The sequence below is a fragment of the Streptomyces sp. BoleA5 genome, assembly GCF_000373665.1.
GTDB lineage: Bacteria > Actinomycetota > Actinomycetes > Streptomycetales > Streptomycetaceae > Actinacidiphila.
On the sequence record NZ_KB892107.1, the window covers coordinates 1 to 12,520 of the forward strand.

15 protein-coding genes and 1 pseudogene are annotated in these 12,520 nt (G+C 70.7%); 5 read left to right on the top strand and 11 right to left on the bottom strand.

Annotated elements, in window-relative coordinates; all coding sequences use genetic code 11:
* On the top strand, positions 1 to 451 hold a 451-nt coding region (locus B085_RS50940), incomplete at its 5' end, for a hypothetical protein (RefSeq protein ID WP_234018631.1).
* Positions 452 to 576: 125 nt separating this feature from the next.
* On the opposite strand, the gene tyrS is transcribed toward B085_RS50940, so the two are convergent.
* The 3 genes and pseudogenes from tyrS to B085_RS47255 form a co-directional block, all read right to left on the bottom strand.
* The gene (gene tyrS, locus B085_RS0121040; protein WP_018560558.1) at positions 577 to 1,842 is read right to left on the bottom strand and encodes a tyrosine--tRNA ligase; all 1,266 of its coding nucleotides are present in this window, start codon (positions 1,840 to 1,842) and stop codon (positions 577 to 579) included.
* Positions 1,843 to 2,278: 436 nt separating this feature from the next.
* Positions 2,279 to 2,890: a DNA-3-methyladenine glycosylase gene (locus tag B085_RS0121045; RefSeq protein WP_026251282.1), complete on the bottom strand. Its 612-nt coding sequence runs from the start codon at positions 2,888 to 2,890 to the stop codon at positions 2,279 to 2,281.
* A gap of 19 nt (positions 2,891 to 2,909) precedes the next feature.
* A pseudogene (locus B085_RS47255) lies at positions 2,910 to 3,161 on the bottom strand (DNA-3-methyladenine glycosylase); the annotation flags it as partial.
* A gap of 84 nt (positions 3,162 to 3,245) precedes the next feature.
* Here B085_RS47255 and B085_RS0121050 point away from each other — a divergent pair.
* The 3 genes from B085_RS0121050 to B085_RS0121060 all read left to right on the top strand — a co-directional run bounded on the left by B085_RS0121050 (position 3,246) and on the right by B085_RS0121060 (position 5,522).
* Complete coding sequence (locus B085_RS0121050; protein ID WP_018560561.1) at positions 3,246 to 4,028, top strand: sporulation protein; 783 nt, start codon at positions 3,246 to 3,248, stop codon at positions 4,026 to 4,028.
* 46 nt (positions 4,029 to 4,074) lie between these two features.
* The gene (locus B085_RS0121055; RefSeq protein ID WP_018560562.1) at positions 4,075 to 4,608 is read left to right on the top strand and encodes a YbhB/YbcL family Raf kinase inhibitor-like protein; all 534 of its coding nucleotides are present in this window, start codon (positions 4,075 to 4,077) and stop codon (positions 4,606 to 4,608) included.
* Positions 4,609 to 5,018: 410 nt separating this feature from the next.
* The gene (locus B085_RS0121060; RefSeq protein ID WP_026251283.1) at positions 5,019 to 5,522 is read left to right on the top strand and encodes an HNH endonuclease; all 504 of its coding nucleotides are present in this window, start codon (positions 5,019 to 5,021) and stop codon (positions 5,520 to 5,522) included.
* A 27-nt stretch (positions 5,523 to 5,549) separates the two neighbouring features.
* On the opposite strand, the gene B085_RS0121065 is transcribed toward B085_RS0121060, so the two are convergent.
* The 4 genes from B085_RS0121065 to B085_RS0121080 form a co-directional block, all read right to left on the bottom strand.
* Positions 5,550 to 6,317, bottom strand: coding sequence for a sulfite exporter TauE/SafE family protein (locus tag B085_RS0121065; RefSeq protein ID WP_018560564.1), 768 nt, complete (start codon positions 6,315 to 6,317; stop codon positions 5,550 to 5,552).
* 102 nt (positions 6,318 to 6,419) lie between these two features.
* A complete protein-coding gene (locus B085_RS0121070) occupies positions 6,420 to 7,355 on the bottom strand; it encodes an SPFH domain-containing protein (RefSeq protein WP_026251284.1) in 936 nt (311 codons plus the stop codon).
* A 128-nt stretch (positions 7,356 to 7,483) separates the two neighbouring features.
* Positions 7,484 to 7,894, bottom strand: coding sequence for an NfeD family protein (locus tag B085_RS0121075; RefSeq protein WP_018560566.1), 411 nt, complete (start codon positions 7,892 to 7,894; stop codon positions 7,484 to 7,486).
* A 111-nt stretch (positions 7,895 to 8,005) separates the two neighbouring features.
* Positions 8,006 to 8,797: an ABC transporter ATP-binding protein gene (locus B085_RS0121080; RefSeq protein ID WP_026251285.1), complete on the bottom strand. Its 792-nt coding sequence runs from the start codon at positions 8,795 to 8,797 to the stop codon at positions 8,006 to 8,008.
* Positions 8,798 to 8,911: 114 nt separating this feature from the next.
* Here B085_RS0121080 and B085_RS0121085 point away from each other — a divergent pair, with 114 nt between their 5' ends.
* The gene (locus tag B085_RS0121085) at positions 8,912 to 9,709 is read left to right on the top strand and encodes a hypothetical protein (protein ID WP_026251286.1); all 798 of its coding nucleotides are present in this window, start codon (positions 8,912 to 8,914) and stop codon (positions 9,707 to 9,709) included.
* A 62-nt stretch (positions 9,710 to 9,771) separates the two neighbouring features.
* Here B085_RS0121085 and B085_RS0121090 read toward each other — a convergent pair whose 3' ends face one another.
* The 4 genes from B085_RS0121090 to B085_RS0121105 form a co-directional block, all read right to left on the bottom strand.
* Positions 9,772 to 10,011 carry a chaplin gene (locus tag B085_RS0121090; protein WP_018560569.1) on the bottom strand — a complete coding sequence of 80 codons (240 nt, stop codon included), beginning with the start codon at positions 10,009 to 10,011 and terminating at the stop codon, positions 9,772 to 9,774.
* A 247-nt stretch (positions 10,012 to 10,258) separates the two neighbouring features.
* Positions 10,259 to 10,507, bottom strand: coding sequence for a chaplin (locus B085_RS0121095; RefSeq protein WP_018560570.1), 249 nt, complete (start codon positions 10,505 to 10,507; stop codon positions 10,259 to 10,261).
* Between the two features lie 212 nt (positions 10,508 to 10,719).
* Positions 10,720 to 11,364 (bottom strand): response regulator, encoded by a 645-nt coding sequence (locus B085_RS0121100; RefSeq protein WP_018560571.1) that lies wholly within the window; start codon positions 11,362 to 11,364, stop codon positions 10,720 to 10,722.
* Positions 11,357 to 12,511, bottom strand: a complete 1,155-nt coding sequence (locus B085_RS0121105) for a GAF domain-containing sensor histidine kinase (protein ID WP_018560572.1) — start codon at positions 12,509 to 12,511, stop codon at positions 11,357 to 11,359. The genes B085_RS0121100 and B085_RS0121105 overlap by 8 nt, the downstream gene beginning before the upstream one ends.
* Positions 12,512 to 12,520: the final 9 nt, after the last annotated feature.

Here is a 12,520-nt window from a genome sequence, read left to right on the forward strand (position 1 = left end):
AGCGTTCGTCCTGAGCCAGGATCAAACTCTCCGTGAATGTCTTCACGAGAGCGGCACCATCGGGAGGAATAATCCCGACGTGCCCAGCGTCCTCGCTGTGTTTTTCTACAAAGGAACCTCGTCCGAGATGGACGGGGTATCAACATATCTGGCGTTGACTTTTGGCACGCTGTTGAGTTCTCAAGGAACGGAAGCTTCCTTCGAGACCGTTTCACCGGCCCCTCCGGGCTTTCCCTTCGTTGTCTCCAGCTTAGCAGATCCGATTTCCTTCTCTGCCACCCTCTGGAGGGGGTTTCGCTTTCGGCGTTTCCGCCTCGGCGACATTCACTACGTTAGCGGATTCCTTCGCGTCTTGCGAATTCGTCCCCCACTCACCGTTCGATTCCATGCCGATGGAATTCGAGGGCACGAAAGTGCACCCGAATCTTCGGGGTGGATGTCGTCGTGGTGAGTGACCGCCGATCGGAGGATCCGGACGAACCGGGCGCACCGTCTCAAGCGGCTCGGGCTACGTTACGCATGGGCGGCGGCGGAGTCAAGCCCCGCCGCCGCCCAAACGTGGATAACCAGCCGACGTCAGCCGCCGGCGACCTCGACGGCCGCCAGGCTCTTCTTGCCACGGCGCAGCACGAGCCAGCGGCCGTGCAGCAGGTCGGAGGCCTGGGGGGCCGCGTCCTCGTCGCCGATCTTGACGTTGTTCACGTACGCGCCGCCCTCCTTGATGGTGCGGCGGGCAGCGGACTTGCTGGCCACGAGCCCCACTTCGGCGAGGAGGTCCGCGACGGAGGCCAGCTCGGCCACCTTGGCGTGCGGCAGTTCACCGAGGGCCGCCGCGAGGGTCCGCTCGTCGAGCTCGGCGAGTTCGCCCTGGCCGAAAAGTGCCTTGGAGGCGGCGATCACCGCGGCGCACTGTTCGGCGCCGTGGACGAGGATGGTGAGCTCCTCGGCGAGGGCCCGCTGGGCCGCGCGGGCCTGCGGACGCTCCTCGGTGAGCCGCTCCAGTTCCTCGATCTCGGTCTGCGACCTGAAGCTGAAGATGCGCAGGAACTTGGACACGTCGCGGTCGTCGGCGTTCAGCCAGAACTGGTAGAAGGCGTACGGCGTGGTCATCTCGGGATCGAGCCAGACCGTGCCGGACTCCGTCTTGCCGAACTTCGTGCCGTCGGCCTTGGTGATGAGCGGGGTGGCGAGGGCGTGCACGGAGGTGCCCTCGACGCGTCCGATCAGGTCGATGCCGGCGGTCAGGTTGCCCCACTGGTCGCTGCCGCCGGTCTGCATGGTGCAGCCGTAGCGGCGGTGGAGCTCCAGGAAGTCCATGCCCTGGAGGATCTGGTAGCTGAACTCGGTGTAGCTGATGCCGGCCTCGGAGTTGAGCCGCCGGGCGACGGCCTCCTTGGCGATCATCTTGTTGACCCGGAAGTACTTGCCCACGTCGCGCAGGAACTCGATGGCCGACAGGCCCGAGGTCCAGTCCAGGTTGTTGACCATCACCGCGGCGTTCGGGCCCTCGAAGGAGAGGAAGGGCTCGATCTGCGCGCGGATCCGCTCCACCCAGCCGGCGACGACGCCGGCGTCGTTCAGCGTCCGCTCGGCGGTCGGCTTGGGGTCGCCGATCAGACCGGTGGCGCCGCCGACGAGGGCGAGCGGCCGGTTCCCGGCCAGCTGGAGCCGGCGGATGGTGAGGATCTGCACCAGGTTGCCGAGGTGCAGGCTGGGCGCGGTGGGGTCGAAGCCGCAATAGACCGTGACCGGGCCGTCCGCGAACGCCTTGCGCAGTGCGTCCTCGTCGGTGGAAACGGCGATCAGCCCTCGCCACCGCAGCTCGTCGACGATGTCCGTCACGGTTCTCGTGCCTCCTGGTGTCGTTCGATGCCTCGTACCCGTCGTACGGAGTCTTTCCGAGACTACGCGTTCCGCTCGACTCCTTTTGCGCGCCCCGGGGCACGGCGGCGCGGTGCGTGGGCGCGGTAGCGGCTGTCGGCGCTGTCGCCGTCGCCGTCGCGCGGCGGGACCGCCGCTGAGGCGTCCTCCGGACCGCAGGCGATGTTCGTGCAGTGCCACATGGCGTACGTGACGCGCTGAAGCTGTTCGCCGGATCACCTTCCGGAAACGGTGCCGATGTGTGACGGCGGGAGCGCTCCTCGTCGTCGTGCACAGTGCCGATGATCCTGACGGTCACCTGACCGGCCAGGAGCGCGCCGCGCTCGCGAGCGGTCACGCATCGTCTGGGCCGAGCCCGGGCCGCGCGCCGACGGTTCGCGGCGAGGCGTACAGCGGCTCAGGTTCCGGCGGACGGCTTGGCTCTCGGGCTCAGTCGGTACGCCGAGACCGTTGGATCACCGGCGAGATAGAAGCGGTGCTGCCAGTCGTGGGCTTTGCTCACGCCTACCCGAGGACCGACCCGGATGAGTGTGGCGGGTGCCGGCTCGCCCTCCGAGAGCGCGACCGACGCTCCTGCCAGCAGGTCTGCACCGTTGTGCTCCGCCGTGATGCCGAGGGCTTGGCAGAAATTCCCCGGACCTCGCGCGAGACGTGGACTTTCGACCCTGCCCCCTCGCCGCTCGCGGGCCAGGTCTTCACCTTCGATGACCCGGCCTGCCCGGATGAGGACAGCCGTGGCGATGCCGTCTGCCCCGGTGACGATGTTGGCGCACCAGTGGAGACCGTGGGACCGGTAGACGTACAGGTGCCCCGCGGGTCCGAACATGACGGCGTTCCGGGGTGTCATGCCTCGGTAGGCGTGCGAGGCGGGGTCGGCCGAACCGGAATACGCCTCGGTCTCCGTGATGGCGATGCTCACGGTTCCCTCAGGCGTCACATGGGTGAGGACGGCACCGAGCAGCTTGGGCGCGACTTCTTCAGCGGGGTGAGCAAGATCCACCACGTTCATGCTGACCGCCTTGACGTGCATAGGTGAAGTGAACGTACGCGTGGCCGGGCGGGCCGCACGTGACCGCGTCGCGGTCGGTGCGTCCGCGGTAGGCGTGGGAGCCGGGGTCGAGGGGGCCGGCGTAGGCCCCGATCTCGGTCGGCCTGAGCGCGACGGGGCCGTCGTCCGTCCTGCGTACAAGGGTTCGCCCCAGGAGGTCGGGGGCCGCCTCCGGCACCGGCCGGTCGAAGAAGGACCTGGGGAGCGGGGTGCTTTCCGGAGGGGGGATCATGCGGTACGAGAGTAATGGAACCGTTCGGGGTGGGGCCGCGTTCGTAATGACCGAGGCAACCGCCAGTAAAGGGAGAGGGACATCGTGGGCTTCAAGAAGCTGCTTGCGAGCTTGGGCGCCGGTGGCGCGTCGGTCGAGACGGTGCTCAACGAGCCGAACGTCGTCCCGGGCGGGGTCGTCCAGGGTGAGGTGCGGATCCAGGGCGGCTCGGTGCCGCAGCAGATCGAGGGGCTGTCGGTGGGCCTGCAGGCCCGTGTCGAGGTCGAGGGCCAGGACACGGAGTACAAGCAGGACATCGAGTTCCACCGGCAGCAGTTGGGCGGGGCGTTCGAGGTGCAGCCGGGTGCGGTGCACGTGGTGCCGTTCGGGCTGGAGATCCCGTGGGAGACCCCGATCACGACGTTCCTGGGTCGTCACCTGACCGGGATGAACGTCGGCGTCACCACGGAACTGGCCATCGCCCGTGCGGTGGACTCCGGTGACCTCGACCCGATCAACGTGCACCCGGTGCCCGCGCAGCAGGCGATCCTCGACGCGTTCGGCCAGTTGGGCTTCGGCTTCAAGAACGCGGACCTGGAGCGCGGCCACATCCGCAACACGCGGCAGCGGCTGCCGTTCTACCAGGAGATCGAGTTCTTCGCGCCGCAGCAGTACCGCGGGCTGAACCAGGTGGAGCTGAGCTTCGTCTCCGACGGCCACGAAATGGACGTCGTCCTGGAGATGGACAAGAAGCCGGGACTGTTCAGCGAGGGCAGCGACGCCTTCCGCTCGTTCACCGTGGACCTGAACAACTTCCACTCGACCGACTGGGCGGGGTACCTCAACCAGTGGCTGGCCGAGGTCGGCGGCAAGCGCAACTGGTTCTAGGATCGGCGGGCGGAAGCGCGTTTCGCGATCAGCAGGAGGTACCGAGGTGACCGAGCAGAAGCGGCGGCCGCTCCCCCACGATTTCCACCCGCCGGTGGCGTCGTTCACGGTGGTGAGCGAGGACATCGAGCCGGGTGGCACGCTGAAGGACTCGCAGGTCTACGCCGAGGGGAACGTCTCTCCGCACCTGCGGTGGGAGGGCTTCCCCGAGGGGACGAGGAGCTTCGCCGTCACGTGTTACGACCCCGACGCGCCCACCGGCAGCGGTTTCTGGCACTGGGTGCTCTTCGACATCCCGGTGTCGGTGACGGAACTGCCCGCAGGGGCCGGCAGCGACGGTTTCAAGGGGCTGCCCGAGGGTGCGGTGCACGTGCGCAACGACTACGGCAGCAAGGACTTCGGCGGTGCCGCGCCGCCGCCCGGGGACGGGCCGCACCGGTACGTGTTCACCGTGTACGCGGTGGACCAGGAGAAGCTGGGGCCGGAGGGGGACGTGTCGCCCGCCGTCGTCGGCTTCAACCTGCGGTTCCACGCGATCGCACGGGCCAACCTGATCGGCGAGTACGAGAACCCGCAGTAGTCGTGGCGCTCCCGGCCGCGGCCGGGGGCCTGAAATCCCGTTGCGCCCCGGCGCTCCCGCATCGCACTGTGGTGTCTGCCTGGTGACCTGACCGTCACCGGGGGTCGGCACCGCAGTGGCGGGGGCGGCGGGGCGTTGCGCTGTGCGGCTCTCGCCGCGCGACCTGCCTGCCGTCCGCCGGAGCCCGGTCATGCGCCCGGGCGTCCACGCCGATCGCCGCGCTCCGGGCGCCCCGGACCCCCGACGGGGGAGGGCGCCCGGGGTGGCCGGCGGCCGGCGGTCGCCGTTTCGCTTCCCGTTTCCTCCTGTTCGCTCTCACGTGCGGAAATTGCGTTGTCCGCACGGGTATCGCCCGGTCACAGTGGAGCCACCTCGCCACGGGGCGGGGATGGACCCGAGGGGTGGGCGACGTGCGTGAGACGCTGGTGCTGAACGCGACCTTCGAGCCGCTGTCGACTGTGTCGCTGCGGCGTGCGGTGGTGCTGGTCATGCAGGACAAGGCCGTGGTCGAGCAGGCTCATCCCGGGCTGCGGATCCGTGCGGCGGCGGTGGAGGTGCCGGTGCCGCAGGTGATCAGGCTCTGCAGGTACGTGAGGGTGCCCTTCCGACAACGGGCGGCGTGGTCGCGGCGGGGTGTGCTGGTCAGGGACCGGCACCGGTGCGCGTACTGCGGCCGGAGGGCGACCACCGTGGACCACGTGCTGCCGCGTTCGCGCGGTGGTGGGGACACGTGGCTGAACACGGTGGCCTCGTGCGCGGAGGACAACCACCGCAAGGCGGACCGTACGCCGGAGCAGGCGGGGATGCGGCTGCTGACCCAGCCGTTCGAGCCGACGCCGGCGGACGCGCTGCTGCTGGCGCTCGGATTGAAGGACCGTGAGGGCGTTCCGGGCTGGCTGCCGCAGACGGCCTGAGTCCCGGGTCCCGGGGCGGTCGCCCGGCTACTTGAGCAGGAGCTGGGTGATCGCCACGAGGCCCACGACGACGATGACGCCGCGCAGGGCGACGGGCGGCATGCGGCGGCCTACGCGGGCGCCGAGCACGCCGCCGATGGCTGCGCCGGCGGCGATGAGCGCGACGGCGGTCCAGTCGAAGTCGGCGACGAAGAGGAAGAAGACCGCTGCGACACCGTTGACGATCAGTGCGAGGACGTTCTTCGCCGCGTTGATCCGTTGCCAGGACTCCTCGAGGAGGACGCCCATCAGGGAGAGGTAGATGACTCCCTGGGCGGCGCCGAAGTAGCCGCCGTACATGCTGGCGAGGAGGAGTCCGGCCAGCAGGAGAGGACCGCCGTGCACGGGGACGGAGGTGCCGTTGCCGGATCTTCGGGCCTGGAGGGCGCGGGAGAGCCGGGGCTGGACGACGACGAGGACGAGGGCGATGGCGATGAGGACCGGCACGATCGTGTCGAAGGCCCGGGAGGGCAGCGTCAGCAGCAGCATCGCCCCGGTGAGACCGCCGACGAGGGCGGTGGCGCCCAGCCGCAGCAGGCGGGGGCCCTGTCCGGCGAGTTCGCGCCGGTAGCCGATGGCGCCGCTGATGGAGCCGGGGACGAGGCCGAGGGTGTTGGACACGTTGGCGGTGACGGGTGGCAACCCCACGGCGAGCAGGACGGGGAAGGTGATGAGCGTCCCGGAGCCGACGACGGTGTTGATGGTGCCGGCCCCGATTCCGGCCGCGAACACGGCCAGGGCTTCCCAGTAGGTCATAGGCGTCTCCATGGTCGGTGCGGCTCCTCTCCCCCTGACGGGACCGGGGGAGCCGGAGCGCACGGATCATGTCATACGCGTTCGCGGCGGCGGCCGCGCTGCTCAGTCCTTGTCGAGCCGGGGGGTCTCGCGGCGGGTGCCGCCGTCCCCGGGACCGCCGCCGGGGGCGCCGGGGAGGTTGACGATGCCGCCGAGACCCTTGAGGGCGTCGTTGAGTTCGCTGGGGATGATCCAGAGCTTGTTGGAGTCGCCCTCGGCGATCTTGGGGAGCATCTGCAGGTACTGGTAGGCGAGCAGCTTCTGGTCGGGGTCGCCCGCGTGGATGGACTCGAAGACCGTGCGGATGGCCTGGGCCTCGCCCTCGGCCTTGAGCGCGGCGGCCTTGGCCTCGCCCTCGGCGCGAAGGATCGCGGACTGCTTCTCGCCCTCGGCGGTGAGGATCTGGGACTGCCGGATGCCCTCGGCGGTGAGGATGGCGGCGCGCTTGTCGCGGTCGGCGCGCATCTGCTTCTCCATCGAGTCCTGGATGGAGGTGGGCGGTTCGATGGCCTTGAGTTCGACGCGGTTGACGCGGATGCCCCACTTGCCGGTGGCCTCGTCGAGGACGCCGCGCAGGGCCGCGTTGATCTCCTCGCGGGAGGTCAGGGTCCGCTCCAGGTCCATGCCGCCGATGATGTTGCGGAGGGTGGTGACGGTGAGCTGCTCGATCGCCTGGATGTAGCTGGCGACCTCGTAGGTGGCGGCCCGTGCGTCGGTGACCTGGTAGTAGATCACCGTGTCGATGTTGACGACCAGGTTGTCCTGGGTGATCACCGGCTGCGGCGGGAACGGCACGACCTGCTCGCGCAGGTCGATGCGGTTGCGGATGGTGTCGATGAACGGCACCACGATGTTGAGGCCCGCGCTCAGGGTCCTGGTGTAGCGGCCGAAGCGCTCGACGATCGCCGCGCTGGCCTGCGGGATGACCTGGACCGTCTTGATGAGTGCGATGAAGACGAGCACCACCAGGATGATCAGGACGATGATGATCGGCTGCACGTCCACTCCCACGCCGATTGCCTGTGGCTACCTGTACGAAGACATGATCAAGTCTGGCAGACCCCGCGGGGAGGCGGGCCGGGTTCGGCGAATTCCCGTGCCGTCTCCGGGTGCGGGGGCGCGCCGGATCACATCACGACCGCCGTCGCGCCCTCGATCTCGACGACGTCCACGCTCTCGCCGGGTTCGAAGGCCCGTCCGGTGTCGAGGGCGCGGGCCGACCAGACCTCGCCGTTGAGCTTGATGCGGCCGCCGTGCCCGTCGACTCGTTCGAGTACGACGGCCTGGCGGCCCTTGAGCGCGTCGATGCCGCTGCGCAGCTCCGGGCGCTGCGCGCGGCTCCGGTTGGCCAGCGGGCGTACGACGGCGATGCCCGCGACCGAGACGATGACGAAGATCAGCACCTGTGCGGTGATGCCGAGGCCGAGGCCGGCCGCGATCGCGGCGGCGACGGCTCCGACCGCGAACATCCCGAACTCGGGCATCGCGGTCACGACAAGCGGAATACCCAGCCCTACGGCGGCGATCAGCCACCACAACCAGTCGTCCACAGGCCCATGGTAGGGGGCCGCAGTGGATCTGTGACAGGGTGCGACGGCTCTGCCCGACGCTTTCGGCGCGGGGCCGGGTGCGCGGGTGGCGTCAGCGGGTCACTTCAGGGGCAGTCCGTTGGCGGTCCAGCGGTCGCCGCGGCGCTCGACGACGAGCGGGAGGCCGAAGCACAGGGAGAGGTTGCGGGAGCTGAGTTCGGTCTCCATGGGGCCGGCGGCGACGACCTTGCCCTGGCGGATCATCAGGACGTGGGTGAAGCCGGGGGCGATCTCCTCGACATGGTGGGTGACCATCACCATGGAGGGGGCGATCGGGTCGCGGGCGAGCCGGCCGAGGCGGCGGACGAGGTCCTCGCGGCCGCCCAGGTCGAGGCCGGCGGCGGGCTCGTCGAGCAGGAGCAGCTCGGGGTCGGTCATCATGGCGCGCGCGATGAGGGTGCGCTTGCGCTCGCCCTCGGACAGGGTGCCGAACCTGCGGTCGAGGTAGTCGCTCATGCCGAGGCGGTCGAGGAAGGCGCGGGCGCGGACCTCGTCGACCTGCTCGTAGCTCTCCTGCCAGTGCGCGGTCATGCCGTACGCGGCGGTGAGCACGGTCTCCAGGACGGTCTGCCTGCGCGGCAGCTTCTCGGCCAGGGCGACGCCGGCGATGCCGATGCGGGGGCGCAGTTCGAAGACGTCGACGCCGCCCAGCTTCTCGCCGAGGATCTGGACGGTGCCGGAGGTCGGGAAGAGGTAGCTCGAGGCGATGTTCAGCAGGGTCGTCTTGCCGGCGCCGTTGGGGCCGAGGATGACCCAGCGCTCGCCCTCGGCGACCGACCAGGAGACCTGGTCCACCAGAGCCCGGCCGTCTCGGACCACGGATACGTCCACCAGCTCCAGAACATCGCTCATGAGCGTGTTGTCTCCCACTTCCCGATCGCACGTCTGCCGTCGCGAGCACCTGTAGGCGCTGCCCCCAGGAAATCTACGCCACGGCCGGGCCGCCCCAGTCCTTAGGCTGGGGGGATGCTCGACGAACCTCGCTCAGGACGGTTGGCGGCCTGGGGAAATGCCCTGATTGCCGGACTTGCCGCGCCGGATGACGCCGCTCAGGAAGTGCTCGCCGACGATTCGGTCCACCGGATCTCCGGACTCCCCGGTGAGGACGGCCCGGTGGGCCTGACGCTGGGGCTGGGGCGGTTGCGCGCGCTGGGTGTCCGCGGCCTGCGGATCGCGCTCCCGGTGCCCGGGCATCCGCTCGGGCTCAGCGGGCCGCCGGAGTTCAACGCGCGGGCCCTGGCGGCGGGCGAGGCCGTCATCGCGGTGGGCGGACCGGCCGTCGGCCTGGTGCCGGAGGTCGTGGAGGCCGGGCCGCGGGGGGACGTGCACGTGTCGGTGGAGTGGCGGTGCCTGGAGGTGCGGGACGCGCCGCCGGCGGACGTGCCCTCGCTGGGCGAGGCGGAGCGGGAGCTCGCGGAGGCACTGCGGGACGCCACGGAGGCGCTGGCGCGGCTGGACGTGGCAGGCGCGGGCCCCGCGGCCCAGGCGGCTCTGGAGGCGTACCGGGCGCGGGCGGCGCGCGGGCGCGAGGTGCTGGCGCCGGGGTATCCGCCGCGGGCGGTGCGGGTGCTGGAACTGGCCCAGCGGGTCGGCGCGCTGATCGGGATCGCGACCGGTGCCCAGGCCGGGCACGGGGCGGCGGTCAGCGCCTCGGAGATCGCCGCGCGGGCCGAGTTGCTGCGGCCGGTGGAGCGCACGGCGCGGAGGGCGCAGGTGGCGGCGTACAACGCGTACGTCGAGGAGGCCGAGCAGCGCCGGGGCTGAGTCCGGCCCGGAACGGCGGAAGGCCCCGCGGACGACGCTGTCCGCGGGGCCTTCCGTGCACGTCAGTGGTTGAAGCAGACGTTGCCGATGGCCGGGTTCAGGATGCCGACCGCGTCGATGGTGTTGCCGCACAGGTTGATCGGGATGTTCACCGGAACCTGGATCACGTTGCCGGAGAGCACACCGGGCGAGCCGGCGGCCACGGCACCCGCGTGGGAGTCGGCGAGCGCGGTACCGGCCGAACCGGCGGCGGCCGCACCGGCGGCGGCGATGATCAGGGCGGCCTTCTTGGCGCTGTTCATGAAACTGTTCCTCCTGTGATGACACGGCCCGGTTCGAGGAGCCGCACTGTGAGGAACGCGGAGCCCGGGGCATTGACACGGGGAGGGCGCCGGAAACCTCCGTACGGCGGAATCTGCGGGAGGCGCCGGAACGTGCCGTGTGCCGTGCGGAAGGACGCCGTGGTCAGCACGAACGGACCGGCCCCGGTGCGGCGAGGCGCTCCGGGGCCGGTGGTCACGGCCATGCCGTGGGGGGTGACGTTCTGGGTCAGCGGTTGACGCAGACGTTCCCGATGGCCGGGTTGAGCAGGCCGATGACGCTGATGGTGTTGCCGCAGACGTTCACCGGGACGTGCACCGGCACCTGGATCACGTTGCCCGAGACCACACCGGGGCTGTTCTTCGCGCCACCGTGGGCCTGGGCGCCACCGCTGTGGGCGGAGGCGGCACCCGCGCCGACCATGGCGAGGCTCCCGGCGACCATGGCGACGGCTGCGGCCTTGTGCAGGTTCTTCACGTTTCTTGACCCTCCTTGCATGGGTACCGCGGCAGTCGCCGCAGCACGCCATGGAAAACGGCCCACGCCCGCCCAGGTTGCGCCATCCGGGCGACATACACCCGACGGTATGAATCTCACTCCGGACCGAGACGATCCGCTTGTCCTACCGCTAAGTGCCCCGGCTTCGGTGCCGTCGGATGCCGCTCACCTGCGGCGCCGGATCGACCGGATCAGCTGCCGATGCCGTGCCGGACGGCCCACAGGGCCGCCTGGGTGCGGTCGGAGAGGTCCAGTTTCATCAGGATGTTCGACACGTGGGTCTTGACGGTCTTCTCCGAGAGCACCAGGGCGCGGGCGATCTCGCGGTTGGAGCGGCCCTCGGCGATCAGCGACAGCACCTCGCGCTCCCGGTCCGTGAGGGTGCCCCCGCGGCCCTGGCCGGGGGTGGTCTCCTCCGGGGAGAGCAGGACGTCGGCGACCTCCGGCTGCAGCAGCACGTGTCCGGCGTGCACCGAGCGGATCGCGCCGGCCAGCGCGTCCGGGTCCACGTCCTTGTAGACGTAGCCGGCCGCGCCCGCGCGCAGGGCCGGGACGACCGTGCGCTGCTCGGTGAAGCTGGTGACGACCAGCACGCGGGCCTTGCTGCCGTTGTCGCGCAGCCGCCGCAGTGCCTCGATCCCGTCGACACCAGGCATGCGGACGTCCATCAGGATCACGTCGGGGGCGAGTTCACCGGCGCGGTCCACGCCCTCCTCGCCGTCCCCGGCCTCGCCCACCACCTCGATGTCCGGCTGCACCTCCAGGAAGGTCCGCAGACCTCGGCGGACGACCTGGTGGTCGTCGACCAGCAGGACGCGAATGGGGCCGTCAGCCACCGGGCACCTCCATCTCGATCACGGTGCCCCTGCCGGGCGCCGAATCCACCGTCAGCCCGCCGCCCACCCCGTCGGCCCGGTCCCGCATCGAGACCAGCCCCAGGTGGCGGCCGGCACGGCGCACCGCGGACGGGTCGAAGCCCCGCCCGTCGTCGCGCACCGTGAGCACCGCTCCCCTGCCCCGGCCCTCCAGGGACACCGTCACCCGGCCGGCGTCCGCGTGGCGCAGCGCGTTGTGCAGGGCCTCCTGGGCGACCCTCAGCAGCGCCTCCTCCTGGGCGGCGGGCAGGGCCCGCACGTGACGGTGGCCGAAGGAGACGCGCGCCGAGTGCGCCCGGTCCAGGACGCCGACCTGGGTGCGCAGGGTGGCCAGCAGGCCGTCCTCGTCCAGCGCGGCGGGCCGCAGCTCGACCACGACCGCGCGCAGTTCGTCGGCGGCCTCGGCGGCGAGGGCGGCGACCTGCCGCAGCTCCTCGCGGGCGCGTTCCGGATCGCGGGCCACCAGGGCGGAGGCCGCCTGGGCGGTCAGCCGCAGCGAGAACAGCTTCTGCGAGACGGCGTCGTGGAGCTCGTGGGCGATCCGCGCCCGTTCCCCGGCGAGGGTCAGCTCGCGGCTGCGCTCGTACAGGCGGGCGTTGGTGAGGGCGATGGCGGCGTGCGCGGCAAGGGTGCGCAGCAGTTCCTCGTCCTCCTCGGTGAAGCCGCCGCGGTCCTCCGGGGGACGGGTGGCGCAGCGCTTGTTGGCGAGGAAGAGGGCACCGAGGATCTCGTCGCCGTCGACCACCGGCATGCCGAGGAAGTCGGCCATGTCGGGGTGGGCGGACGGCCAGCCACCGAAGCGCGGGTCGCGCTTGACGTCGCGCAGGCGCTGCGGGGTGGCCTCGTGGAGCATCGCGGCGAGGATGCCGTGCTGCCGGGGCAGCGGGCCGATGGCCTTCCACTGCTCGTCGCTGACGCCGTCGACGACGAACTGGGCGAAGCCGCCGTGGTCGTCCGGCACGCCCAGGGCCGCGTACTGGGCCTCGAGCAGTTCGCGGGCGGACGAGACGATCGTCTGCAGCACCTCGCGCACTTCCAGGTGGCGGCTCATCGCGAGGACGGCCTCACTCACCGCCTCGATGCCGCGTCGGGACGATCGGCTGGACATGACCTCACC

Coding starts and splice junctions, on each gene's coding strand:
- B085_RS0121045 (WP_026251282.1), bottom strand. CDS start 2,890: ATGAACGTGGTGGATCTTGCTCACCCCGCTGAAGAAGTCGCGCCCAAG.
- B085_RS0121065 (WP_018560564.1), bottom strand. CDS start 6,317: ATGACCTACTGGGAAGCCCTGGCCGTGTTCGCGGCCGGAATCGGGGCC.
- B085_RS0121080 (WP_026251285.1), bottom strand. CDS start 8,797: ATGAGCGATGTTCTGGAGCTGGTGGACGTATCCGTGGTCCGAGACGGC.
- B085_RS0121085 (WP_026251286.1), top strand. CDS start 8,912: ATGCTCGACGAACCTCGCTCAGGACGGTTGGCGGCCTGGGGAAATGCC.
- B085_RS0121090 (WP_018560569.1), bottom strand. CDS start 10,011: ATGAACAGCGCCAAGAAGGCCGCCCTGATCATCGCCGCCGCCGGTGCG.
- B085_RS0121105 (WP_018560572.1), bottom strand. CDS start 12,511: ATGTCCAGCCGATCGTCCCGACGCGGCATCGAGGCGGTGAGTGAGGCC.